Here is a 25,769-nt window from a genome sequence, read left to right as displayed (position 1 = left end):
CTTCCTTTTACATAACTATTAGAACGTTAGAACTTTTTTCGCTGTTTCTACTATATCCTTCGAGTTCGGTAGCCAAACTTGCTCAGCTTGCGAGAACGGGAAAATAGAATCTGGCGCAGTTACGCGAAGCACTGGTGCTTCCAGACTTAAGATTGCACGATCCATGATTTCAGCTACCACATTAGCAGCAATCCCTGCTTGCTTTTGCGCTTCTTGAACGACCATTGCACGGCCTGTCTTTTCAACTGATGCTACAAGTGTTTCGATATCCAATGGCTGGATGGTGCGAAGGTCAATCACTTCTGCCGAATATCCTTCTTTTTCAAGTTCTTCTGCAGCTTTCAAGCTTTCCTGAACCATTGCGCCATAAGCGATGATGGAAATATCTTTCCCTTCACGCTTGATATCCGCTTTGCCTAGTGGAATTGTGTATGATTCCTCCGGAACTTCCTGGCGGCCAGAACGGTAAAGTTTCAAATGCTCAAGGAAAATAACCGGATCATTGTCACGGATTGAAGAAATCAATAACCCTTTTGCATCATATGGAGTCGATGGTACAACCACTTTCAAACCTGGCTGTGAAGTCATCAATAACTCTAAAGAATCAGCGTGCATTTCAGGTGTATGAACGCCGCCGCCGAATGGAGAACGGATTGTAACTGGTGCATTCAAGCTGCCGCCGCTGCGGAAACGCATACGAGCAAGCTGTCCGCTGATTGAATCCATTACTTCGTAAACGAAACCAAAAAACTGGATTTCAGGAATCGGACGGTAACCCTGTAATGCTAAACCGATTGCCAAACCGCCAATTCCGGATTCTGCAAGAGGTGTATCAAATACGCGGTCTTCACCGAATTCTTTTTGCAAACCTTCTGTTGCGCGGAAAACCCCGCCGTTATTCCCGACGTCTTCTCCGAAAATCAGAACGTTCTCATCGTTTTGCAATTCCAATCTGAGAGCGTCCGTAATTGCTTGAACCATAGTCATTTGTGCCATCGCTTACTTCGACTCCTTCGCTTTGTAGATTTCTAGCTGTTCTTGCACGTTAAACGGTACATCTTCATACATGATTTCAAGTAAGTTGGTAACTGTTTGCTTCGGCGCGCTGTCCGCTTTTTTAATCGCCGCTTTGATTTCATCTTTTGCACGTTCAATTACTTCGTTTTCTTTTTCTTCATTCCATAATCCTTTTGCTTCCAAGTATTTACGGAAACGGACTAATGGATCTTTCTTTTCCCATTCGCTGTCGATGTCAGATGTACGGTAACGCGTCGGGTCATCTCCTGCCATTGTATGTGGACCATAACGGTAGCAAAGTGTTTCGATCAATGTCGGACCTTCGCCTCTAATCGCCCGTTCGCGTGCATCACGTGTTACTGCATAAACAGCCAACGGATCCATACCATCTACAAATACTCCCGGAATCCCGGCAGCTACAGCTTTTTGAGCAATTGTTTTAGCAGAAGTCTGCAATTCGCGTGGTGTCGAGATTGCATATTGGTTATTCTGAACGATGAAAATAGCTGGTGCACGGAATGCTCCTGCAAAGTTGATCCCTTCATAGAAATCTCCTTGTGAAGAACCGCCATCACCTGTATACGTAATCGCTACAGATTGCTTTTTGCGTTTTTGCATGCCTAATGCTACTCCGGCTGCCTGAATATATTGAGCACCGATGATGATTTGCGGCGGTAAAATATTAAGTCCTTCTGGCATTTGGTTCCCCATGAAATGTCCACGAGAGAACAAGAATGCCTGATGAAGCGGCCAACCATGCCAGATCAATTGAGGGACATCGCGGTATCCTGGCAAGATGAAATCGTCTTTTTCAAGGGCGAAATGTGAAGCAAGCTGTGATGCTTCCTGCCCTGCTGTAGGTGCATAAAATCCTAAACGGCCTTGGCGGTTCAATGAAATAGAACGCTGATCAAGAATGCGTGTATAAACCATCCGGCTCATTAATTCCTGAAGTTCCTCATCTGATAGTTTCGGGTCTGCCTCTTCATTGACAATGACGCCTTCTTCATTTAAAACTTGAACCATTTCAAACTTTTCTTCGATTGCGTTAAGCGTTTCCACTGGATCGAACTGCTGTGATTTTTTCGCAGCCATAAAAGCAACTCTCCTTTATCTGTATTAAAATTATCATATTCAATTAGTAACACAATTGCACATTCTTCCTAAGTATACGTCACTTGAATTGCTCGGTCAATCATAGAGAAGCTATAATTATCAAGCGCTTTCAAAAAAACTGATATTCCACGTTTTAAAAACTGTATTAGTGACTTTACTGACTCTGTATTATAAAACAGCAGCGTTTTCCCTTTTCTTTTATAGCACAGAAAAAAGCGGCCTGTCAGGCCGCTTTTATTGCTCTTCTTTTTCCAGATTTTCTATAGTCCGGTTTTTCAATTCATTGAACTGCTCTGTTTTTTCGTTAAAGACTGCGACAGCTTCCTGCACCGCTGTATTTTGTTCATTGACTTCCATCGCTTTTGCTTGAAGTTCCGGAAGTTGCGCATCTTCGTTTGTGAGCATTGTGTATAATTCCTGCTGAAGGCTGTTTAGAGTTTCATAAGCTGCCGTGAACTCATCGTGGGCATTATAGCGTTCTTCCATTATCGCTTTTAATGATTCCAGCTCCTCTTTGATCTGTGCGTTATCCGCTTCTTCAATTACAGTATCAAGCTTCTTAAAGTTTTCTTGAGCCTCGCCCATCGATTCTTTTTCAGCTGTGAGAAGCTCCAGCCTTTCTTCAGCAGAAGCGAGCGCTTCTTCCACTTGGCTTTCCACTTTATCTTGCTGTTCTTGAGTCAAGGCCATAGTGGATTCAAATAATTGCTGTTCGCTTTTTTCCAGCTCTTCCATATCCTCTTGTGTTTCCTGATATGTCTTTTCTGCATCGAACGTGTCTTTCAGCACAGAGTCCAGCTGCTCACTTGCTGTCGGGCCTGAACAAGCACTTAAGATCAATGCACTTGAAAAGGCGGCGGCTAATACTGTTTTCTTCACACAAAACCCTCCTTAAGACTTAAATCAACTATAATCGGTGATTTTAAAAAACACAACTGGCTTTAATGGGTTTTTTCTTTTCCGGATTGGCTCACTTGCGTTATACTTACATACAGTGGTTTTAATGAAAGGATGAATACTCTTGATACTGATGAAAGACATTATACGCGAAGGTCATCCGACTCTTAGAATGCGTTCTGAGGAAGTTGCTCTGCCGCTTTCAGAAGAAGACCGAAAGCTGGCGGAAGACCTTTTGGAGTATGTAATAAATAGCCAAGACGAAGAAATGATTAAAAAATATGATTTGCGTCCAGGAGTTGGAATTGCCGCTCCTCAAGTAAATATGCCGAAGCGGATTTTCGCATTGCATTTCGATGAAAATTCCGGTGAAAACCTGAGCTTGATTGCCATCAATCCGAAAATTGTCAGCCATTCAGTTGAACGCGCCTATTTAGTTTCTGGCGAAGGATGCCTGTCTGTCGATCGTGCCATTCCTGGATATGTTCCCCGGTATGCACGCGTCACCATCAAAGCATTCGACATTGAAGGCAAAGAATACAAAATGCGTTTGAAAGGTCTGCCTGCCATTGCCTTTCAACATGAACTGGACCACTTGAACGGCATCATGTTCTTCGATCATATCAATCCGCAAAATCCATTTGCTGAAATTGAAAATGCGACACCAATAGAAAGAGACTCGGGAGAATAATCCCGAGTCTCTTTCTTTAAATCAATCCCAGATGGCTGAATGCTTTTGCCAGACCGTCTTCATCCACGTGATCGGTTACGTGCGTAGCCAATTCTTTTGTGCGTTCATGGCCGTTGCCCATAGAAACACTTACGCCAGCGATTTCCATCATCTCTAAATCGTTAAGCCCATCTCCGAAAGCGATCGTATCTTCTATGGCATGTCCCGTCGCCTGGATTAAATGCTTAATGCCACTCGCTTTGCTTCCGCCTTCCGGTATAATATCGCATGATACGCGATGCCAACGGATGAACTGCATATTCTTAAACATCTCATGGTATTGTTTTTGTTCCTCTTCTTCGCAAAATAATAAAGCCTGATAAATTTCATGTGTCAGGTGGAAATCTTCAATCATCGCCGGGTGTGGAAACTTTAAGCTTTTAATGCCTTCATCGATGTCCGGATGGTAATCAATAGTGGAAACCATTCGCTCATCCGTCAAAAACACAATGGGGTGATCCCGCTGCTCAGCGTATTCGACAATGTCAGAAAGCGTATCGGTGTCCAATGCCTCTTTATGTATCAAATCTCCTTTATGGACGACATACTGACCGTTAAACGTTATAAAGGTATCAATGTTCAACTCTTTCAAGACCCTTTTTATCATAAATGGCCCTCTGCCAGTAGCAATTGCCAATTCATGCCCATTTGCCCGTGCTTGAATAAGCGCTTCTTTAGCGCTCGCTGGTATTTCTTTTTTTGAATTCATCAATGTTCCATCAATATCCAATAACAATAATTTACTCATACATCATTCTCCATTCTATAATTTTTTGCCTCAAATGACCTATCTCTTTACATTTATCAGAAAATACAGTATAATGCACTCAAGGAGTGAGATAGCCATGCTGAAACTGAAACGTATGCGAAGAAAACTTCTTAGACAGCTAAACGGCATCATGAACAAAAAGAAAATTGCATAATCGGTTTAGCCCTTCTTAATAAATAGAAGGGCTATTCTTTATTTTAAAACAGTGTCATGATAATATAAAGAAAGTGATTTTAATTGAACGTGCAAAAGGAGAGCAAATAATGATTTTTAAAGTATTATACCAAGAAAACCGTGCAGAGGTACCAGTTCGCGAAAACACTAAGAGCCTCTATGTTGAAGCATCATCCGAGCGAGAAGTCAGATTCCACCTTAAAGACCGCAATTATAATATCGAATTTATTCAGCTGCTTGAAGGAAATCACCTTGCTTATGAACAAGCCAGCGAGAATTTCGAAGTTGAGAGTTTGGACTAACCATGAAATTTGTAAAGAATGACCAAACTGCTGTCTTCGCCCTCGGCGGACTAGGCGAAATCGGCAAAAACACGTATGGTGTCCAATTCCAGGATGAAATTATCCTGATAGATGCCGGCATCAAATTTCCGGAAGACGATTTGCTCGGAATCGATTATGTAATTCCGGATTATACTTACCTAGTAAAAAATATGGATAAAATCAAAGGCCTTTTTATCACTCACGGCCACGAAGACCATATTGGCGGAATTCCTTATCTTTTGAAAAAGATCAATATTCCGGTTTACGGCGGCAAGCTCGCTTTGGGCTTATTGCGCAAAAAGTTAGAAGAACACGGTTTGCTTCGCCAAACCAAAATGATTGAGATCGAAGAAGAGGATGTTATCAAATTCCGAAAAACTTCGGTCAGCTTTTTCCGTACCACCCACAGTATTCCTGACGCTTTCGGTGTAGTTGTTAAAACGCCGCCCGGAAGTATAGTGCATACTGGAGATTTCAAATTCGATTTCACTCCGGTTGGAGAACCTGCCAACCTCTTGAAAATGGCGCAAATCGGCAGTGAAGGCGTATTATGTTTATTGTCGGACAGTACCAATGCCGAAGTGCCAAACTTCACGATGTCTGAGCGCAAAGTTGGCGAGTCGATCAAAGATATCATGAGAAAAGTGGATGGCCGCTTAATTTTCGCCACATTCGCTTCCAATATTTACCGTTTACAACAAGTAACGGATGAAGCTGTTGCTCAAGGTCGCAAAATCGCTGTTTTCGGACGCAGCATGGATAATGCTATGACAATCGGCCGTGAACTTGGTTACATTAACGCACCAGAAGACGCATTTGTTGATACCCAAACATTGAATCGCTTGCCTGCAAACGAAGTACTGATTCTTTGCACAGGTTCACAAGGTGAACCGATGGCTGCCCTATCGCGGATCGCTAACGGTACACACCGTCAAATTCAGATACAGCCAAACGATACGGTCGTTTTCTCTTCTTCCCCAATTCCGGGCAATACGAGCAGCGTGAACCGTACCATCAATCTGCTGTTCCGTGCAGGAGCAGATGTTATCCATGGCTCCTTTAATAATGTCCATACTTCTGGACACGGTTCACAGCCTGAAAACAAATTGATGCTTCGTTTGATCAAACCGAAATTCTTTATGCCTATCCACGGTGAATACCGGATGCAGAAAATGCATGCACAATTGGCAGTGGACTGTGATGTTCCTGAAGAAAATACGTTCATCATGGAAAATGGCGATGTGCTAGCTTTGAGCCAGGATGAAGCAACAGTTGCCGGCCGCATTCCTTCCGGTGACGTTTATATCGATGGAAGTGGTATTGGAGATATCGGAAACATTGTACTTCGCGACCGTCGCGTTCTTTCTGAAGAAGGTTTAGTGATTGTTGTCGTCAGTGTCGATATGGAAAAAAATAAGATGGTCTCTGGTCCGGATATTATTTCACGCGGTTTTGTTTACATGCGTGAATCCGGCACAATGATTTATGAAGCTCAGCAAATGCTGAACCGCCATCTGAATAAAAAAATCCATGGTAAAAACACGGAATGGGCCGAGTTGAAAAGTGAAATATCCGATGTTCTTGGACCTTATTTATATGAAAAGACAAAACGGCGCCCAATGATTTTGCCAATCATCATGGAAGTATAAAAACAATGCAACCTATTATAATCAAAAGGAAGTTCCGGTATTCCGGAACTTCCTTTTTAATTTGCCATAAATTCTTGGGTTATTAATAAACCGAAAATCTTTTTTTCAGCTAATAAGCTTTAAACTGAAAGACCCTTCTCTTTTCCTTATTATTGCCTAATAAAAAAGCCCGCCTGTTATCAGGTGCTGCTGAAAACAGGTGGGCTTTCATATGGTAATGCCTTAGGTCAATTAAGCACTTTCTTCTCAAAACGATTAATATCTGCGTCGGAACCAATTATGATCAAGACGTCTTTCAATTCAATCTCCATATCTGCCTGCGGCGATACTAAAATTTCCCCATCTCTCTTGATTGCAACAATGTTGATGCCATATTTTGCACGGATATCTAATCCAATCAATGTCCGCCCTGCCAATTTATCATTGGCTTGGATTTCTGCAATAGAATGCTGGTCTGACAGCTCCAAATAATCGAGGACATTATTTGACAGCATATTGTGGGCAATCCGGATACCCATATCGCGTTCTGGATGCACAACTTGGTCTGCTCCAATTTTGTTCAGCACTTTGGCGTGATAATCATTTTGTGCTTTGACAGTGATTTTTTTCACGCCAATTTCTTTCAGCATCAATGTTGTCAGAATGCTTGCCTGGATGTTCTCGCCGATTGCCACAATAACATGTTCAAAATTCCGGATACCAAGCGATTTCAAAACCGCTTCATCTGTTGTATCAGCCACAATCGCCTGTGTGGCAATAGAAGCATATTCATCTACACGTTCCGTATCTTTATCAATTGCCATGACATCGGCGTCTTGTTCGATCAGTTCGCGTACAATGCTGCCTCCGAAGCGCCCGAGGCCGATGACTACAAATTCCTTTTTCATATTCATCCCCCAAATTCTCTAATTGGCATTAGTTTATCATACTCTTCGCCAATGTATAAATTCTATAAAAAACCCCCGCTCATCTGCGGGGGTCTAATGGCCTTCTTGGTCTTTTCTCACAATACTCGCAGCTGTCGTCACTGCATTTTTCTTCGCGCCATTCATTGCAATCAGAACAGTAGCTTGCGTCAAATTCATCATCAAATGTTAATCCAGACAAGCATTTATGGCAATACGTATGCACATCCATCCAATTGATGAATTTTTTGTTTGCCACTAAATAAAGACCTTGCTGATCCTGTTTATAATTCATGATTGAGGGCTTTTGGATTACCCGATTTTTAGGATCTAAGAAAAAATTCATTTTGCCGTTCACTTTTATCACTCCCACAAGATTGGTCGGGCTATTAAATCGTTTTATATATTGAACTGAAATATTCTTCCACTCATTAAAGCTTTTTTACCATTTCTTTATAATAGTAAATACTCCTAGTAAAAAGCAATAGATTTGTTTCTTTAATTTCAATTTGTTTTATAACTTGAATAATAGCAGACTTTTTGTATAATAAAAGATGTTAATAGTAAACAAAATATCTATTTTAACTAAACTTTATTTTCTGGTTGTTTACTTATACTAAAAGAATGAGGTGAAATCTTATGCAGATCGGAACCAAGATAAAACGGCTCCGTTTAAAAAACGGCTTAACCCAGGAAGAACTGGGAGAACGCACCGACCTCAGCAAAGGATTTATCTCCCAATTGGAAAGAGATTTAAATTCACCTTCTATTGAAACGCTCTTTTCCCTGCTGGAAGTGCTGGGCACTACCCCAAAAGAATTTTTTGACGACTCTGATGAAGAGAAAAAAGTCATCTTTACGCCAGAAGAACATATAATCCATACAGATGAGACCTTAGGGTTTGAAATTGATTGGCTTATCTCTACTTCAAATAAAAAAGAAATGGAACCGGTTTACTTAACCCTATATGAAAAAGGCCAATTCAAGCGGTTTGAGCCATCACTTGCCGAGACCTTCATTTATGTATTGGAAGGAAAAGTGCGCTTAGTATTAGGCGACCAGGAACATATAGCGAAAGCCGGGGATTCTATATATTATGAAGCCTCTGATCATCATCAATTAATCAATGCCTTTTCAGGAAAATCCGAAATGATTATTGTTACGACACAATCTTATTTATAACAGGAGGTATCATATGTCACACTCACCGATCATCCGTTTTGATAATGTGACCCAGCAATACGAAGGCGCCGGCAGCGTGCTCAGCAATATCAGCTTTGAACTGGAAAAAGGAAAATTCTATACTTTGCTTGGTCCTTCCGGATGTGGAAAAACAACTATTTTACGGCTAATTGCAGGCTTTATCACGCCGACTTCGGGTGATATCTATATTGAAGGAAAAAAAGTAAACCACTTGCCAGCAAACGAGCGGCAAGTAAACACTGTTTTTCAAGATTATGCTTTGTTCCCTCATTTGAATGTCTATGAAAATATTGCATTCGGATTGCGGATCAAAAAACTGAAAAAAGCCGAAATCGACCGGCGCGTCAAAGAAGCACTGGAATTCGTCAACTTAAAAGGCTATGAAAACCGGGAAATCCAGGAAATGTCCGGCGGCCAGCGCCAGCGCGTGGCCATTGCCCGTGCAATTGTCAATGACCCGGAGGTGATCCTGCTCGACGAGCCTTTGTCTGCCCTTGATTTGAAACTGCGGACGGAAATGCAGTATGAGTTGCGGGAACTGCAGCAGCGGCTTGGCAAGACGTTTGTCTTTGTGACTCACGATCAAGAAGAGGCACTTGCTATGTCCGATGAAATCTTTGTCATGAATGCTGGAGAAATCCAGCAAAGCGGGACGCCGATGGACATTTACGATGAACCGATCAACCGTTTCGTCGCTGACTTTATCGGGGAATCGAATATCGTATCAGGCGAGATGATTGCTGATTACCGTGTTCGTTTCGCCAATAAGGAATTCGAATGCGTAGATGCAGGACTAAATCCGAATGAAAACGTAGAAGTTGTTATCCGGCCGGAAGACTTGGAAATAACTGCTGTTGAACAAGGCAAAATGGCCGTTACAGTCGATACGCAGTTATTCAGGGGAGTCCATTATGAAATTTCTACGCTGGACGAAGCCGGCAATGAATGGCTGGTGCATTCCACTAAGAAAGCCGAAGTCGGTTCACGCATTGGCTTGGATTTTGATCCGGAAGCGATTCACGTTATGCGCTTGAATGAAACAGAAGATGCATTTGACGCCCGCCTTGAAGCGTACGGGGAAACTGTCTATGAAAAGTAATGCAGCACGCCCTTTCTACATGATCCCTTATTATCTATGGATTGCATTTTTTGTCATTGCCCCTATTGTCCTTATTGGCTATTATTCTTTTTTTGACTTGGAAGGCAAATTTACACTCGGTAATTATCAAAACTTTTTTTCATCAGTTTATTTGGAACTGACATTAAGTTCATTCTGGTATGCCTTCCTTATTACCTTGTTTTCCATTTTGGTTGCATATCCGACAGCTTATTGGCTGACCAAAACCAAACACAAGCAATTATGGCTTTTGCTCATTATTATTCCATCTTGGATTAATTTGCTTTTGAAAACCTATGCCTATATCGGCATCTTTGGATTAAATGGACCGGCCAATAAATTACTGAGCGCCCTTGGAATCGGAAAGCAACAGATTTTGTTTACAGATTTCAGTTTTGTTTTTGTATCGGTTTATATTTTCATTCCTTTTATGATTTTGCCGATATTCAACTCACTGGACCGCCTGAACCCGGCTTTGATCGATGCATCACGTGACTTGGGAGCATCTTCCTGGATGACATTCAGAAAAGTCATTTTCCCTTTAGCAATCAACGGGGTGAAATCTGGGATACAAGCCGTCTTTATTCCAGCCTTGTCGCTATTTGTAATTACACGTTTAATTGCCGGCAACAAAGTTATTACGCTTGGAACCGCAATTGAACAGCAATTCCTCGTTACCCAGAATTGGGGGATGGGATCCACCATTGCGGTATTTTTAATCTTATTCATGTTTATTATTATGATGGCGACGGGCCAGAAAGATAAAGGAGGCGCTGTAAATGGGAAAACTAAGTAAACCGGCTCGCCTTTATCTGGCAGGTGTCTTCTTTATCCTGTATGCCCCCATCTTCTATTTGATATTTTACTCATTCAATAGCGGCGGAACCATGTCGAGCTTTGACGGCTTTACATGGGAGCATTATGCGGCTGTGTTCAATGACACCCGCTTGATCATCATTTTGTTGAATACCATCATTGTGGCTTTGCTTTCGTCTTTGATTTCCACAGCTATCGGGGTGCTCGGAGCCATCGGCATTGTATTTTTGCGGAACCGGAAAATGCGGAATGCGGTCTTATCGCTCAACAACATCCTGATCGTCAGTCCGGATGTCATCATTGGGGCATCGTTTTTGATCCTTTTCACAATGGTAGGTGTCAAACTTGGTTTTGCATCAGTGCTGATTTCCCATATTGCTTTCAGCATTCCGATTGTGGTGATTATGGTGCTGCCGAAATTGCAGGAAATGAGTTTTTCTTTGATTGATGCTGCCGCGGATTTAGGGGCATCAAAGCGTGATATTTTAACGCGTGTCATCATCCCTTATATTAAACCTGGAATATTTGCAGGCTTTTTCCTGGCATTAACCTATTCGCTGGACGATTTTGCTGTGACGTTTTTTGTAACAGGCAACGGCTTTTCTACGCTATCTGTAGAAATCTATTCCATGGCGCGAGCCGGAATTACCCTTACCATCAATGCCTTGTCTGCCCTGATCTTTATTGTGACACTCGGGCTAGTCATCGGTTATTACTTCTTTAATCAACGGGTGCGCACCGTCGGAACAGGAGGCCAGTAATATGAAGAGCATCATTCAAATAAGCGCAGCAATTCTCGTTGTTTGCGGCTTGCTGTTCTATGCAGTTTCATCGTTAGAGAAAAGCTCCGCAGCTAGTGGCGGCGGATCGATAACCGTCTATAACTGGGGTGAATATATTGATCCGGAACTGCTGAAGCAGTTTGAAGAAGAAACAAATATTAATGTTGTATACGAAACCTTCGATTCAAATGAAGCGATGATGACAAAAATCGAGCAAGGCGGCACTTCTTATGATGTTGCGATGCCTTCCGAATATGCCATTGAAAAAATGAAAGAAAATGATTTGTTAATTTCGATTGACCAAGAGAAAATTCCAAACTTAAAAAACATCGACCCTTATTTCCTTGACTTGCCTTTTGATCCTGGCAATGAATTTTCAATTCCTTATTTCTGGGGAACTGTAGGCATTGCCTTTAATCCTACTCTTTTGGATGGACAAACTTTTGAGAGCTGGGACGATCTATGGGATCCCAGCCTAAAGCAGGAAGTCATTATCGTGGATGGCGCCCGGGAAGTCATTGGCATGGGGCTGAACAGTTTGGGTTATTCGCTGAATTCGCGTGATGTTGCGGAACTCCGTGAAGCCACCGATAAGCTGAAGACACTGGGTCCGAATATCAAAGCGGTCATCGGCGATGAAATCGTAGAGATGATGCGGCGTGAAGAAGCGGCTGTAGCCTTGACCTGGTCTGGCCAAGCGGCCGATATGATGTTCGTCAATGAAAACATCGATTTCTCCGTTCCAGAAGAAGGCTCCAATCTTTGGTTCGACAATATGGTCATCCCCAAAACATCGAGTAATGTTGATGGCGCACATGCTTTCATCAACTTCATGCTGGATGCAGAAGTTGCAGCTCAAAATACGGAGTATGTCGGCTATTCCACTCCCAACCAAGCTGCTGTTGAACTGATGGATCCGGAAGTTACAGGGGATGAGCGCTTTTATCCCACTGAAGAGTTGCGTGAACGGCTGGAAGTCTACGAAAACCTCGGACTTGAAATGCTTGGCATCTACAATGAGCTTTTCTTGGAATTTAAAATGGATATGGAAAATTAACGGGCAGGCATGAACTGCCTGTTTTTTTCTTTGCTCAACGGGTATTGTATTTCATGATCTTTGTGATAAACTTTTAGACACACGAAATATTGATGAAAGAAGGACAATATATGGCCGCAAAGTCACATAAATTTGCTTTATATGTATTGATGTTCAATATGTTTATTGCCATGAGCGGAATCGGTCTCATAATTCCTATTATGCCAGAATACTTGGATACATTTGGCGTCGCAGGGCAAGCGCTCGGGACGCTGGTTGCTACCTTTGCATTCGCCCAATTTCTTTTTTCACCGTTATCTGGCCAATTGTCAGATAAATATGGCCGAAAAAAACTGATCATCTTCGGCTTGGTTATTTTTGGCTTGTCACAATTAGTGTTCGGACTGGCTTCCCATTTATGGATATTGTATGTCGCCCGTTTTTTCAGCGGACTTGGAGCAGCATTTCTTATTCCTCCGATGATGGCTTTTGTGGCAGATATTACGACATTTGAAGAACGCGGAAAAGGGATGGGCTTGCTGGGCGCTTCCATGTCGCTAGGTTTTATGGTGGGTCCAGGGTTCGGTGGGTTTTTAGCTGAAGTCAGCCTCCAATTCCCTTTCTACGTCGCAACGATCGTCGCAATTTTAGCTGCTGCCATTTCGCTTATCGCCTTGCCGAATGTTGCACCGACCATCCCTGCCGTCCCTGCCAAAAATGAAAACTTGTTGCAGCAGATGAAAAGGTCTGTCTATACCCCCTATTTCGTCATGTTGCTTGTGATGCTTATTTTCGCTTTTGGCCTTGCCAACTTCCAGTCCACTATTGCATTGTACGTGGACAAAAAATTCCAATTTACGCCTAAAGAAATTTCTGTACTAATAACAATCGGCGGTTTTGTCGGCGTAATCGTCCAGACCTTTGTCATCAACCGGCTGTTTAAGCGCTTTGGTGAAATGAAAGTCATTCTGGTGAACTTACTAGTATCCGCTGCCGCCATGATCGGTATTTTATTCGTCAGCACATTTTGGACGATTTTGCTGGTCGCAACGGTATTCTTTACTGCGGCCTCCCTGCTGCGGCCTGCTATCAATACTTTGATATCAAAGCTCGCAGGGAAAGATCAAGGTTATGCAGCTGGAATGAACAATGCTTATATGAGTTTAGGCAATATGGTAGGACCCGCCCTGGCGGGAATCCTATTTGATATTGATATGAGCTTCCCTTATATTTTTGGAACTGCCATTTTGATCACTTGCTTCTTTATTGCCAATACATGGTCCATGAGAAAACAGCAATTACTGGCTACTAGCCGAAGCTGATAAGAAAAGTACAGCCGTGGCAAGCCTCGGAAGTCTCGATAAAAAAGAAAAAGCGAAAAAGAGATTAATTTCTCTTTTTCGCTTTTATTAATTGGCCGATCGTTTGGTGGGCTTCTGCAGATGGATCTGCAGGCTTATGCTTTCTTGCAAGCCGCTTTAAGCCAAAGCGGCGGATCGTGATGTCTGTGAAAAAAAGCAGCATGGCGAGCAGCAGCAGTATTTGCTGAATGGGCTGCTGCGTCCCGCTCTCATATGGCACATCGCGCATTGCCGTATCCAATGATCCCAAAACCTGTCCTCCGCTTCTCTCAGCGAGAGTTGTCAGCATCGGCAGATTAGGAGCACTGATTTTAAATTCATCGCCGTATGGCACTGTCAGGCCAGTTTTATAAGATGCTCCGTTTTCGTTGGAAATGCTGAAAAACACCAACCCTGGATCAGCATCCATTGTTACTTCCACTTTCCCTGGAGCTACCGGTTCTGTTTTAATCGGAACTTCATTGCCTGTCTCATCTACCACAGTAACATCGATTATCGCTGAACTTCGGGAAGGATCTTCAACCGAATAGACGCCTTGCTGTTGTGCGGTCACAGAAAACGGAATTTCAGTATAAGATGGCAGCAATTCAGAAACGGTTCGGTTCCAAAAAGCCGGCCAGTTTTTCCAGGCCTGGAAATCCCCGCTCCAAGCTCCACTTCCAGATGTATAGGCAACCGTTTTGCCGAGTCCATAGTTCCAGGTCGCCAGTACTGGATCTTCTTCTTCACTTTCGAGCGCTACTGCAGCCGTGCTTTTAGGAGTGGTGGCGATATAGGCATTCATTTTCGGAACGCCCTCCTTAAACAAGTTGTTCCAGTGGCTATCGTAGACAGCCGGTTGAAATGGTTCATCAACAATATAAGTGCGTGACATCATAATGGTTTCCCTCGACAAGATAGCAGGAATTGTTGTAGCGTCCGTAACATCGTAATAACGGCCGTTGCCCGTTACCGCTAGAGATTCCAATAGGTTTTTATCGGCATCATTGCCGATGGAAACCGTCGACAAGGTTATATTATTCCCTTTGCCGCTTTCGATCAGGCTATCATAATCATTTTGAGTAGATGATTGCCCGTCCGTCAAAAGAATAATATGCTTTCGCTGCAGTTCGAGATCTTCTAATTGGCTATAGGCTTCTTCTAGAGAACCATAAATTTCCGTTCCTCCACCTGGTGTGACAGAAAGGATTTTATCAGCTGCATCTTTTGGATTTTCCAGCTTTTCAGTCGGAACAATTTGCCAAGGTCGATCATCAAACGCAATGACCCCTACGGTATCATCTTCCCGCAATAACTCTACAGAGCGGGCTGCCGCTTCTTTAGCCAATTCCATTTTTGTGCCAGCCATGCTTCCTGACCGGTCCATAACAATCACCAACCCTAATGAAGGCAATTCATGTTTGCCCTTGACTTCCATTTCCACAGGCAAGATCCGCTCGATCGGTGACTTGAAATAACCCCCGAGGCCAAAGCTCTGATCGCCGCCTACCATCATGAATCCCATTCCAAATTGCTGGACGGCTTGTTCAATGACGGCCATTTGCTGGCCTCCGACTGTGGTGCCGGATACGTTATCAAATATAATGGCATCGTATTGCAGGATAGATGATAAATTAGCCGGCAAGTCACTGGCTGACAGATTGGTCACCCGTATGTTTTCTGTATCCAGCAACCCGGGAATGGGGCTAGCCTCACTGCCATTTACGACAAGCAATTCCGGGCTTCCTTCGACTTCAGTGATGCTGATTAAAGCATTGTTTTCAAGAAATGCATCGTTCTCAAGTTCTAGCCTTGCTTCATACTTTGCCAGCCCTTCTTCTTTGGCCGGATATGCATATGAAAACAAATTTTCGCCTTCCACCAAGGAAATGCTTTGCCGGTCAAGTTCTTTGTCGTTTTTCGAGAAAACCAGTTGCCCTGCCGCTTCTCTATCAGATTCGATTTGCACTGAAAAAACTTGTGATTCCCCTAAAAAGGCATTTGCCGGAGTTTTGAAACTAAGTATCCCTGCATCATTCCGGCCTTCTTGCTCAATAGGCAGCACATCGATTTGAATGCGGTCTCCTTCAAGACGGTTCAAGCTTTCGAGCGCTGAATCCTGTGTTTCATTGCCGTCGGTCAATACGATTAAACGGGTAGCTATATCGGTGTCGCCGCTGTTAGCGGCGAGTTCGAGAGCACGGGCGATATTCGTATGGCGGCTTTCATTAAGCGTCTTGTCTTGCGGCAATGGCCGCAATTCTTTAGAAACGGGCAATAAGGTTTGAAAATCTTCTGCAAACGTATACACCCCGACACTTTGCGAATCTTTTTTGCCTGCCATCGCTGCATCGACCGCTTTAGCAATGCCATCTTCCGAACCTTCCATCGAAGCCGATCGGTCCACTAAGAAAATGATTTGCTCTTCTGCAGCTGGCCGGTAAATTCCCGGGGCTGCAAGAGCGAAAATTACCAGAAGCACTGCAGCAATGCGAAGTATATACACCAGCCGGTACTGATTTGAGTATTTTTTATAATTCCGATAGCCGATCATGGCAAAATAGGCAAGCGCAGGAATCAGCAGCCATAGCCACAGCGGATTATCTAAGCGCAATTCCACGTCGGTACACCTCCCATTCCACCAGAAGCAAAATTAATATAAAAATTAAAATGGATGCTACTACGGAAAAGCGGACAGTCTCTTCTTCACTGGCAGCTTGCCCGATTTTGTACTCCGTCCCTTCCACAATTGCTTTTTCTTCCTTGCTCAGCTGAACAATCATTTTTAAATTTTGACTGTCTCCCGTGACGTCATAAATTCCCGGTTCTGCCGGCGCTATAAATGGTCCTTCTCCTTCAAGATAAGAATGCATATACTCCCCATTTTTAAATATTTCCCATTCTCCGGAACTTGAGGCGAGGGTTACCGAACGGTATTCATTTGGCTGGAAAAACCCCAAGAAACTCTTGCTGCCTGCCAATTCATTGGCGGCACTCCATAAAAACAGGGGAAATGAGGGGCTTAGTGGCCAGTCGGTCGACTGAATGTCAGCGAGTACTGCGATATCTCCTTCCGGAGACAATTGGATAAATGGTTTACCATCTATTGTTGCAATCGTTTCAAATGACTCGAATCCTGGATAGAGATGAGAAACATAGACATCATCCAGAGGCGCATATGTGAACAACGGATGTTCGTCTGTTTCAACTTTCCCAGCCACTTCGACGGCAGTTGCATCGTTTCTTCCAATCAGCAAAATGGGTGCACCGTTTCTAGCCAACTCTGTTTGATTGGTGACAATCGGCGCACCTTCCTGCTGTCCCAATTGTTCTGGGGCTACCGATGTCACTTGCATATCCAGTGAATTAAAGCCGCTGGCTATTAGTTCATGAAGACTGGAATCAATAAAGACCGAATTGATCGGCTGCTGAACGTACATTGCCATTTCATTATCGATCGAATAATCATCATCGATCTCCAATGCGGCTGTCCACATATTTTCTTTAGGCAAATCTTCAAAAGGCACAAGAACTTCTTCGTTCCCTTGTAATTCAAAGGTCGCTTCTTTTTCAAATTCTCCATTCGATAATCGAATGATCCCTGCAACGCTGTCTTCGCTTTCATTGATCACTTGCACAATCGCCTTCATGCCTTTTTCAGTTTGAGTTAATCCGAACTGTTGAATCGATACATTGCGCAATTGGCCTTCCATTCCATGGACTTCATAAGCTAAATCCGTTTTGTTTGCCAGAACTTTCCGGTCAAGTGCATCAGTAAAGACATGAATCACGGTTGATTCGTTATCGACCAAGGTTTCTGCAAAAAGCAAAGTTTGTTCCATATGTGCATTCTCATATGTTATCTCTAATTGTTGTATTGCTTGTTCCAGCATTTCCATATTCCGCTGTTCTCTGGCAATCACTTCGGGACTCTGGCCGGTTTGAACAATCGTAACCGGCTTCCCGCCGGTCTGGTCCAGGAGTTCCAGCATTTTTTCTTTTTGTTTATCAAAAGTACTTGGACTGCCAGCAAGCATCGTGGCTGAAGTATCGACAACGAATATAAATTCGTTGCCTTTTAATGTATCTGAGTTTATATAAGGCTGCATCAATCCGAAGACACACAGCAGCAGAGCCGCTAATTGCAGATAAAAAAGCAGGTGATGCTGAAGTTTTTTAAGATAAGGGGAAGCCTGGATTTCCTTCATTGATTCCTGCCAAAACAGTGTGGAGGAAATCGGCTGGTCTTTATATTTTTTTCGGAAAAAATAATACAAAATGACTGCAAGCGGCATAATGACCGTCGAAATCCATCCCCAGTTTGTAATTCCCATGCCGCTTCACCTCATTCAATCCATTTTTTCCGAGCAAGTTGTTGAAACAATACGTGCTGGATTCCATCTTCAATTCGAATCTCCAAATATTGCACACCATGCTTGGCGCATAAAGCTTTCAAGCCTTCCGTATGCAGCTCTCGTTTTTGGCTATATGCCTGTAAAGCCTGATGAGTCATCGTTACATTGACATTTTGTCCTGTTTCATTATCAATAAGCCGAATATCCCCACTATAATCCGGAGCTCTTTCTTCTTCAGTCGTTAAATGCAAAAAGCGTATATCGTGCGAAAATCTGGGAACCTGCTGAAAGAAAGTTTGCCATTCGTCAAGAGGCTCTAAGCCATCTGAAATTACGAACAATACCGTCGAATCTTTAGCTGCATAAAAACTGGCATCTCTTGCGAAAGACTTTTTTTCCGGCATCGGCAAACCTGAAATAAAATGTTCATATAATTTCCGCGCCGCTTTCCCTTTTCTTCTAAAAGGTGCATTAGTTGTGTCGCCAGCCGAAACGGTCAACCGGTCATCGCGGCTCAGTACCATGAGTCCGAGTGTGAAAGCCAGCTGCTGTGCAAATAGCCATTTGGCGGCCATTGATTTAGAGCTGTCCATCAGGATGTGGACACGCATCTCCTGTTCATCCAAATAGCGCTTGATATAGACCCGCTCTGTCCGGGCATAGACATTCCAGTCGACATGCCGGACATCATCTCCGGGATGATATTCCCGGAAATCGGAAAAATCCAGCGAAGAGCCGAAGCGCGCAGAACGATGAGATCCTTTATGATGGCCCCGTATTTTCGATTTTGTTGCTATCGAAAAACGCCCGATTCGTGTAATCCAGTCTGCCGGCAATTGCAATGATGTCATTTCAGAACGCCTCTTCCGGCACCGCTGACCACTAGATCAATCAACTCATCCGGGCTAGCTCCTGTTGCTTCCCCTTCATAATTCAGTAAAAGGCGATGGCGCAGAACCGGTTTTGCCACATGCTTTAAATCTCCAATAGACACATGATATCTGCCTTCCATCAAAGCCCGGGCTTTAGCCAGACGAATCAAGCTCTGAAGACCGCGAGGACCACTGCCATATTGGACAAATTGCTGGATTGGTTCAAATTCGGATTGTACCGGGTGCGTGTTTTGGATTATATCCACAGCGACCATTAAAATATCTTCAGCAATCAATACCGCTTTCACCATCTGCTGTGCCTCGATCAAAGCTGCAGTATCCATCTTTTTTTCAAGCTGAATGGTTTCTGACCCCGTTGTTCTTCTGCTGATTTCAGCAAGCTCTGCACGATTTGGATAGGAAATGAGGATTTTGCAGAGAAAACGGTCCATTTGGGCTTCCGGCAACGGATATGTGCCTTCCATTTCAATGGGGTTCTGAGTTGCCAGCACAAAAAACGGCCGGGCCATCGTTTTGGTATCACCTAAGATTGTTACCGTCTTTTCTCCCATCGCTTCCAGCAACGCGCTCTGTGTTTTTGGGGTTGCGCGGTTTATTTCATCGGCAAGCACCATCTGATGGAAAATCGGCCCTTCTCTGAACGTAAATTGCTGTTTGCCTTCTGCATCACGTTCAATCAGGCTCGTTCCTGTAATATCAGTTGGCATCAAATCTGGCGTAAACTGAATCCTGGAAAAAGACAAATCCAGCACATCTGATATCGTACGGATCAGCATCGTTTTTCCGAGCCCTGGCAAACCTTCCAGCAAGGCATGTCCATCTGCCAAAACGGAATAAAGAGAAAATTCGATTGCTTCGTCCTGTCCTACAATAAAATGTCCGATTTCCTCACGCACTTCTTGCAAGCGTCCGCTCATTTCAGTAAATTGTTCCGGTCTATACGTCATGTAATCCCTGCTTTCTATTGTTCTGACTCGATTGAAGAAAAGTATTGCTCGACTACTTTCTGCAAATCTGGCGGCAATTCCAGCTTATCTGCACTGGAAAAATAAGATTCTGAATATCTGCCCACAACATCCGAATATGGGCGCACTGTACCCCGTTCGGCTGGCACTAGGGCTTCCTGTTCCTCACGTGCTTCTCCTTCACCGAGCCCTCCGCTATCTATCTCAGTTTCCCCTGTCCCTCCTATCCGGGACGGAACGGTCAGCAATTCACGATTGCCTTGTCCAGTTCCTGCACCTTGGCCATTTTGACCTTGTCCTTGTCCTTGTCCTTGACCCTGGCCTTGCCCTTGACCCTGGCCTTGCCCTTGATCCTGGCCTTGCCCTTGATTCTGGCCTTGCCCTTGTCCTTGACCCTGGCCCTGTCCCTGGCCTTGTCCCTGTCCCTGTCCCTGGCCTTGTCCTTGTCCTTGTCCCTGTCCTTGTCCTTGTCCTTGTCCTTGTCCCTGTCCCTGTCCTTGTCCCTGGCCTTGTCCCTGGCCTTGGTTAGTTCCTTCGCTATTGCCAGTTTCACTGGAAGAAGATGTAGAACCATTTCCTTGTCCAGCTTGAGCTGCAGAGTTTTCTGAAGCATTTTCCGCCTGATTATTTGCTATTGTCTGCTGAAGCGGAAAATTCACCGGTTTTCCCATATTGCTTAAAGCGGTTTGCGTTTCCCCTGCCTGTTCAGCTAATTGATCTGACGCTTTTCCGCGATCTTCACTTTCCATATTCGCTTTTTCTGTTCCTTCTTCAGCCAGTTGCTGCTCTTGCAAGTTTAACTCTTTTTGCTTTTTCACAACTTCTTTTAGCGCGTCTTCTGCAGTTTTACTGACTTCAATCTTTTCCTGCAATTCCTGCATTTCTTTTTTCAGCGTATCCGTTTCCGCTTCTTTCTCAATTTTTGCAACTTCTTTTTTGATTTCATCAATCAATTCCAGTTCCGTTTCAATTTCTTTCGCCTGCTGCTGCGAAGTGCTGGGAAACAGCAACAGTAAGCTTATTAGCAAGGCATTCATTAATGAACCCAATAGCCATTTTTTACTGAGCCATTTTCGAGGTTCTTTTTTAAACAATGAATAACTTGCTGGAATCATCTTCGCTGTTTTATTTGTTAGGGCGGCTGTAAGATTATTTTCTTCTTCAGTCTGCCAGACAGTTAGCAGCTGGTTATGTGGGGTGAACCTGTCGAGTTCTTCAACGGCCTGATGTTGATTTGGCATCTTCCGCAGCGACAAAGCCAGCCAAGCAATCAGCGACAATGCTCCGGCAGCATATGCATAAAATTCATAATAAGGAAGCACGAACAACCGGGACAGAACTAGAAGCATCACAGCAGAAGCTAATCCGATAAAGACCGCTAGTTGAAGCGCCCGGCTTATATGGACCCTTTTCAGGCGTCTGCCGGCTTTTTTTACGTAATTCGCAATATCACGGTTGTTCATGAAAATCCCTCCTTATTTGTATTTAGTCATATTGACGCGTAAACGTTTTACTGCCAAGAATAGGGCAAGTGCTGTAAAAAGTGAATAAAACACTGCATAGCCAAGCCATAATGGCAACTGCACAGCGGTCATGTTTTGGAGTTCCGTTGCATAGGCCGGCTGCAGTAAAGTGAACAAGACTACCGCAGGATTAATGCTCGCCCAAAAATAAGTGAGCGGAGAAAAAGTGGGAACTGTCGGAACTGCACTGCCGAACTGGGAAATTTGCATCGAAATGATCATAAAAAATCCGGTTGCTGCGGTTAAGAATATCATTGTGCCGTATGTGGCAATCATTGAAACAATGGTTTTCCGGAGCAAAGTCGAATACATGACTCCGATGCTGCCGATTGTCAATAAAGTCAAAAAGTAAAAAAGGAAAATGATGGCAAGCTGGCTTGGTGAAACTCCTCCGTAAAGAAACACAAGGCTATAAATAGGCAGCCCTGAAACGATCATAAGCAGCAAGAATGCAATGGAAGAAGTCATTTTCCCGAAAATAATCTGAAAAGACGTCTGTGCCGTTGTCAGCAAGATATTTAAGGTCTGCTTTTCCCGTTCAGTGCTGATTGTGCCAGCTGTCAGCCCAGGAGTGATGAACAAAATCAATCCCAACTGAATATAAGTCATCATGGTGAACAACATAAAACTTTCATCCGGACGGAAAAATCCGCTGCCAGTCAAGGTAGTTGTCAGGAAGATGAAACCGAAAACAAAAACGCTCATGGCGACCAAGTAAAACAGAATGCCGGTAAAACTTTTCAGATTGCGGAACCGCAATTTGATCTCCTTGATCAATACCGGGTTGGCTAACAGTGCTTTCATGGTGTCTCGGCTCCTTTCGTAATCGCCATAAAGACATCTTCCAGATCGGTTTCTTCTTCTGCGAACGATAAAATTGGCAATTGCTGAGTGACCGCTTTGTGCAACAAAACCATCTGGTCTTTTTCGCTTCCCCGGTATAAGAATTCAATCATATTTTGTTCCGGCTTTTCAGCAATCTGGGAAACAAACGGATCATTTTCGAAAAATTTGACAATTGGCGCTGTTAATCCAGCCACTTTTACCCGAAGTACTTTTTCGCTTTGCAGCTGTGCCTGGATTTCACTGACCGAACCCTGAGCAATCAATTTGCCTGTATCAATTACCCCAATGCTATCACACATTTCCGCAAGTTCCGGCAGGATATGGGAAGAGATCAGAATGGTTTTGCCCATCAATTTCAACTCTTTCAAAATCTCCCGCATCTCCACTCGGGCACGCGGGTCCAGTCCGGAAGCTGGTTCATCCAATATTAAAACTTTCGGATCATGAATCAATGCCCGTGCGAGACATAAGCGCTGTTTCATCCCTCGTGACAGTAAATCAACGTATTCATAGCGTTTATGGCTCAAATTGACAAGTTCCAGTAATTGTGGGATGAGTTTGTCCCGTTCTTTTGGCATTAATCCATAACTGGCGCCATAAAAATCCAAGTATTCATTTGCTTTCAGCTGATCATAAACCCCAAAAAAATCGGGCATATAACCAATTTGTTTTCTTACTTCCTGCGCATTCTTAGTGATGCTCAATCCGTTGATAAAGGCATCGCCTGCGGTAGGTTGCAGCAGCGTTGCCAAAATCGAAAACGTCGTTGATTTTCCGGCACCGTTGGCCCCTACAAAGCCGAATACAGTCCCATCCTCCACCGTCAGATTCAAATCCTGCAAGGCGTAAAAAGAGCCGTATTTTTTGGTTAATCCAATGGTTTCTATCATGGAGCCACTACACCTTTCAACTTGATTTTTGGCAAGGTCACTTCTGGCTGGGTATTTGCGGCATTGGTCTCAAGCATGAACTTGATATTCCCTTCCGGAGAAATATAATTGCTTAAGGCTTCAGTAATGGCCTGCTGGTTATTCACAATTTCTTCAGGTTTGCCCGTTTTGACGTTATAGATGGATACACCCAGATTTTGTTTGGCGGTAGTGACCACCAACTCGTTCCACGTGGTTCTTTTCAGATCCACTGCATCTGTAATTTGGTAAGTTACTTCATACTTGCCATTGTCAAAATAATAGAGGAAAGGATCTGTAGAAACATTATCAAAATAAGAAGATCCGTTTAATCCACTGACTTTCAAATTGAATGTATCTGCATTTAAATTGACTTCTCCCTTCAAGTTCATGTCTGGCTTGAATGGCTGGGCGATCAAATGCACAGCGGATACGGTTGGTCGCTGGGCTTCCAAAGTGATGGGAACGATTGCATCGTTCGTATAAGCAATCACATAAGGAGAACTTTCACTGTTTTTTAACTTATTATACGATACTGACAAAATAGTTTGTTTTCTTGCTTTCTTTAATTCCTCTTTGTTGGCGATTGGCTGATAAGCATAAGTGGATCCAATTGGCGAAGCCGCTGGCAGGATGTCCGACTGAACGGGTTGGTTGACTTTCAACTGCTCTCCTGGGCTTAAATCCCCCAGTGCCATCAACCGGGTGCCGGTCCAAATCGAAACGTCTTCAATAGCGAACGGAAAATCATTTTGAATGGTTCCCGTAATGGTTTTATCTTCAACGGCTAGATCGATTGCAAAATTCCCCGTATTTTCAATATACGATTCCCCAAGAACTGAACCGACAGACCAATAGCGCATATCCCTCATAGTCAAATTATTTTTGGTCGCCTGCTGCTCTAGAATTGCGAATTGCTGAGGCGAACTTTCACCGAACTGAGAGTCCAGCCGGTATGTCATGGTTGTGCCGGATGGAGCGGCAAAGCGGTAATCCCCGCCTCGGTTTGATAATAAAGTATTCATGTAATAGCCATTCAAACCACTGTCTTGATCAACTTCAAAAAAACCGGTTTGCTGAATTTGAGGATTGGCTATTCGGTCTTTGGCGCCTATCGCGAATAAGCCGATTGATGTAAGCAAAGCAGCTACCGGAATAATAACCCAAGCGTACTCCCGCTTATCTCTCTTTTTCAAAATTATATAAAGGACAGGAATGATTAAAATAATATAAATAATTACGACTCCCATGATCAAGGTTTTAGAAACCGCAAAGCTTTCAAACAGCTCGTTGACTTCCCCCACTTCATAAGACATGATTTCCTTGATCGATTCGCCCTGGTTCATCATATTAGAGCCAGAGACGGGCGGGAAAAAGCTGGCTGCAAGCTCTACATAAGCTTTTTGGGATGTGACCGTTTTATCTCCCAATGAAAAACTTGTTTGGGTGATAGTTCCAGCACCCACTTGCTGGCTCGCCGCAAACACTTGCCCCTTCTCTTCAATGAGCGGCTCGGCACTGTCTTTTATTGATGCTTCAAAGACAGGAATTGGCGCTGTTAATGATGGCAGTGTTGCTTCACTTGGTGAGCCAAGCTCCAACGGCAAAAATTCACTGAGGTTTCCCATGGTTGCAGAAATATTTTCTGTAGATCCTACTACTACATGGCCTCCTTGCTGTACCCATTGCAACACGGCTTGCTGCACCGCTTCTGGCAAATCGCCATAGGAAAATTCATCTATTAGTAAATAATCGACCGTTTCCCACGCCAGCGCTTCCGTTGGCAATGCAAATTGATTCATCTGCTTTAAATGGAAAACTTGCGTCGAATCACTGCCTGAAGGAGAAATTTGATTTAATTGCAAAAGCCGGTCTGAGTTGTTCGTCAGTGTGGCAATAAACAATGAAGAAGGCGAAAAGAACCCAGGACTTAAGGTTTTAGAACCTTTGAAGTTTATGGATTTCCCTTCTTCCCATCCTCCTTCATATAAAAAGATGGTTTGCATTGACGGTCCGCCCATCGACATCATATCGGACAAACCCGGCACAGCAACTTGGATGGTTTTCGTTTCACCTGCGGCTAGATCAACCGGAACCGATAAGCCGGCTCCAAGACTGTATGTTTCGCTATAACTTAATACGAGGTCGCCAGAAAAATCGGACCCTTCATTGCTGATCGTAAATTGAACAGGCAAACCTTTTTCATACTTCACTTTATTTTGCAGCCCCGCATCCGCTTTTATGGTCATTTCGGGTGCGGCCAGTGAAGTCAGCGGCATAAAAAATAAAAACAGGGCACAAGCTAATATGCTAAATGCCATTAATCGTTTAAACATAACGAACCCCCTATTCTTCTCTCTATTAAGTAGTACGTTGCACGGATAAAATAGTTCCTTCTACATATA

The 25,769-nt window shown here is 43.6% G+C and carries 22 protein-coding genes; 9 read left to right on the top strand and 13 right to left on the bottom strand.

What is annotated here, in order from left to right; translation table 11 throughout:
* Positions 1-18: 18 nt before the first annotated feature.
* From AC3AQ9_RS00505 to AC3AQ9_RS00495, 3 genes are all read right to left on the bottom strand, one after another.
* Positions 19-996 carry an alpha-ketoacid dehydrogenase subunit beta gene (locus AC3AQ9_RS00505; protein ID WP_488305509.1) on the bottom strand — a complete coding sequence of 326 codons (978 nt, stop codon included), beginning with the start codon at positions 994-996 and terminating at the stop codon, positions 19-21.
* A gap of 3 nt (positions 997-999) precedes the next feature.
* Complete coding sequence (gene pdhA, locus AC3AQ9_RS00500; protein ID WP_488305508.1) at positions 1,000-2,112, bottom strand: pyruvate dehydrogenase (acetyl-transferring) E1 component subunit alpha; 1,113 nt, start codon at positions 2,110-2,112, stop codon at positions 1,000-1,002.
* 255 nt (positions 2,113-2,367) lie between these two features.
* Positions 2,368-3,012, bottom strand: coding sequence for a YkyA family protein (locus AC3AQ9_RS00495; RefSeq protein WP_488305507.1), 645 nt, complete (start codon positions 3,010-3,012; stop codon positions 2,368-2,370).
* 142 nt (positions 3,013-3,154) lie between these two features.
* Here AC3AQ9_RS00495 and def point away from each other — a divergent pair, with 142 nt between their 5' ends.
* Positions 3,155-3,721, top strand: a complete 567-nt coding sequence (gene def, locus AC3AQ9_RS00490; protein ID WP_488305506.1) for a peptide deformylase — start codon at positions 3,155-3,157, stop codon at positions 3,719-3,721.
* Between the two features lie 16 nt (positions 3,722-3,737).
* Here def and AC3AQ9_RS00485 read toward each other — a convergent pair whose 3' ends face one another.
* Positions 3,738-4,508: a Cof-type HAD-IIB family hydrolase gene (locus AC3AQ9_RS00485; protein WP_488305505.1), complete on the bottom strand. Its 771-nt coding sequence runs from the start codon at positions 4,506-4,508 to the stop codon at positions 3,738-3,740.
* A gap of 284 nt (positions 4,509-4,792) precedes the next feature.
* On the opposite strand from AC3AQ9_RS00485, the gene AC3AQ9_RS00480 reads away from it, so the two are divergent.
* Complete coding sequence (locus AC3AQ9_RS00480; RefSeq protein WP_488305504.1) at positions 4,793-5,005, top strand: DNA-dependent RNA polymerase subunit epsilon; 213 nt, start codon at positions 4,793-4,795, stop codon at positions 5,003-5,005.
* A gap of 2 nt (positions 5,006-5,007) precedes the next feature.
* Positions 5,008-6,675: a ribonuclease J1 gene (gene rnjA / locus AC3AQ9_RS00475; protein ID WP_488305503.1), complete on the top strand. Its 1,668-nt coding sequence runs from the start codon at positions 5,008-5,010 to the stop codon at positions 6,673-6,675.
* Positions 6,676-6,902: 227 nt separating this feature from the next.
* Here rnjA and AC3AQ9_RS00470 read toward each other — a convergent pair whose 3' ends face one another.
* Entirely contained in the window at positions 6,903-7,562 is a 660-nt protein-coding gene (locus tag AC3AQ9_RS00470; RefSeq protein ID WP_488305502.1) for a potassium channel family protein, read from the bottom strand.
* Positions 7,563-8,219: 657 nt separating this feature from the next.
* Here AC3AQ9_RS00470 and AC3AQ9_RS00465 point away from each other — a divergent pair.
* The 6 genes from AC3AQ9_RS00465 (at position 8,220) to AC3AQ9_RS00440 (ending at position 13,856) form a co-directional block, all read left to right on the top strand.
* Entirely contained in the window at positions 8,220-8,762 is a 543-nt protein-coding gene (locus tag AC3AQ9_RS00465) for a helix-turn-helix domain-containing protein (RefSeq protein WP_488305501.1), read from the top strand.
* Positions 8,763-8,775: 13 nt separating this feature from the next.
* Positions 8,776-9,882 (top strand): ABC transporter ATP-binding protein, encoded by a 1,107-nt coding sequence (locus AC3AQ9_RS00460; protein WP_488305500.1) that lies wholly within the window; start codon positions 8,776-8,778, stop codon positions 9,880-9,882.
* A complete protein-coding gene (locus AC3AQ9_RS00455) occupies positions 9,872-10,696 on the top strand; it encodes an ABC transporter permease (RefSeq protein WP_488305499.1) in 825 nt (274 codons plus the stop codon). Before AC3AQ9_RS00460 ends, AC3AQ9_RS00455 begins: the two co-directional genes overlap by 11 nt.
* On the top strand, positions 10,680-11,477 hold the full coding sequence (locus tag AC3AQ9_RS00450) for an ABC transporter permease (RefSeq protein ID WP_488305498.1): 798 nt from the start codon (positions 10,680-10,682) through the stop codon (positions 11,475-11,477). The genes AC3AQ9_RS00455 and AC3AQ9_RS00450 overlap by 17 nt, the downstream gene beginning before the upstream one ends.
* A gap of 1 nt (position 11,478) precedes the next feature.
* Positions 11,479-12,555: an ABC transporter substrate-binding protein gene (locus AC3AQ9_RS00445; RefSeq protein WP_488305497.1), complete on the top strand. Its 1,077-nt coding sequence runs from the start codon at positions 11,479-11,481 to the stop codon at positions 12,553-12,555.
* A gap of 110 nt (positions 12,556-12,665) precedes the next feature.
* A complete protein-coding gene (locus AC3AQ9_RS00440) occupies positions 12,666-13,856 on the top strand; it encodes an MFS transporter (protein WP_488305496.1) in 1,191 nt (396 codons plus the stop codon).
* A gap of 64 nt (positions 13,857-13,920) precedes the next feature.
* On the opposite strand, the gene AC3AQ9_RS00435 is transcribed toward AC3AQ9_RS00440, so the two are convergent.
* The 8 genes from AC3AQ9_RS00435 to AC3AQ9_RS00400 are packed head-to-tail and all read right to left on the bottom strand — an operon-like array spanning position 13,921 to position 25,700.
* Positions 13,921-16,494, bottom strand: coding sequence for a VWA domain-containing protein (locus AC3AQ9_RS00435; RefSeq protein ID WP_488305495.1), 2,574 nt, complete (start codon positions 16,492-16,494; stop codon positions 13,921-13,923).
* Positions 16,475-18,208, bottom strand: coding sequence for a vWA domain-containing protein (locus AC3AQ9_RS00430; protein WP_488305494.1), 1,734 nt, complete (start codon positions 18,206-18,208; stop codon positions 16,475-16,477). Before AC3AQ9_RS00430 ends, AC3AQ9_RS00435 begins: the two co-directional genes overlap by 20 nt.
* Before the next feature lie 11 nt (positions 18,209-18,219).
* Positions 18,220-19,080: a DUF58 domain-containing protein gene (locus tag AC3AQ9_RS00425; RefSeq protein WP_488305493.1), complete on the bottom strand. Its 861-nt coding sequence runs from the start codon at positions 19,078-19,080 to the stop codon at positions 18,220-18,222.
* A complete protein-coding gene (locus tag AC3AQ9_RS00420) occupies positions 19,077-20,069 on the bottom strand; it encodes an AAA family ATPase (RefSeq protein ID WP_488305492.1) in 993 nt (330 codons plus the stop codon). Before AC3AQ9_RS00420 ends, AC3AQ9_RS00425 begins: the two co-directional genes overlap by 4 nt.
* 14 nt (positions 20,070-20,083) lie before the next feature.
* On the bottom strand, positions 20,084-21,550 hold the full coding sequence (locus AC3AQ9_RS00415) for a DUF8809 domain-containing protein (RefSeq protein ID WP_488305491.1): 1,467 nt from the start codon (positions 21,548-21,550) through the stop codon (positions 20,084-20,086).
* 12 nt (positions 21,551-21,562) lie between these two features.
* Complete coding sequence (locus AC3AQ9_RS00410) at positions 21,563-22,414, bottom strand: ABC transporter permease (RefSeq protein ID WP_488305490.1); 852 nt, start codon at positions 22,412-22,414, stop codon at positions 21,563-21,565.
* Positions 22,411-23,346 carry an ABC transporter ATP-binding protein gene (locus AC3AQ9_RS00405; protein WP_488305489.1) on the bottom strand — a complete coding sequence of 312 codons (936 nt, stop codon included), beginning with the start codon at positions 23,344-23,346 and terminating at the stop codon, positions 22,411-22,413. The genes AC3AQ9_RS00410 and AC3AQ9_RS00405 overlap by 4 nt, the downstream gene beginning before the upstream one ends.
* Positions 23,343-25,700, bottom strand: a complete 2,358-nt coding sequence (locus AC3AQ9_RS00400) for a DUF8725 domain-containing protein (protein ID WP_488305488.1) — start codon at positions 25,698-25,700, stop codon at positions 23,343-23,345. The genes AC3AQ9_RS00405 and AC3AQ9_RS00400 overlap by 4 nt, the downstream gene beginning before the upstream one ends.
* Positions 25,701-25,769 lie beyond the last annotated feature (69 nt).

Source organism: Planococcus sp. VCh962 (assembly GCF_057748275.1).
This window is presented reverse-complemented; position numbering and strand designations above follow the sequence as displayed.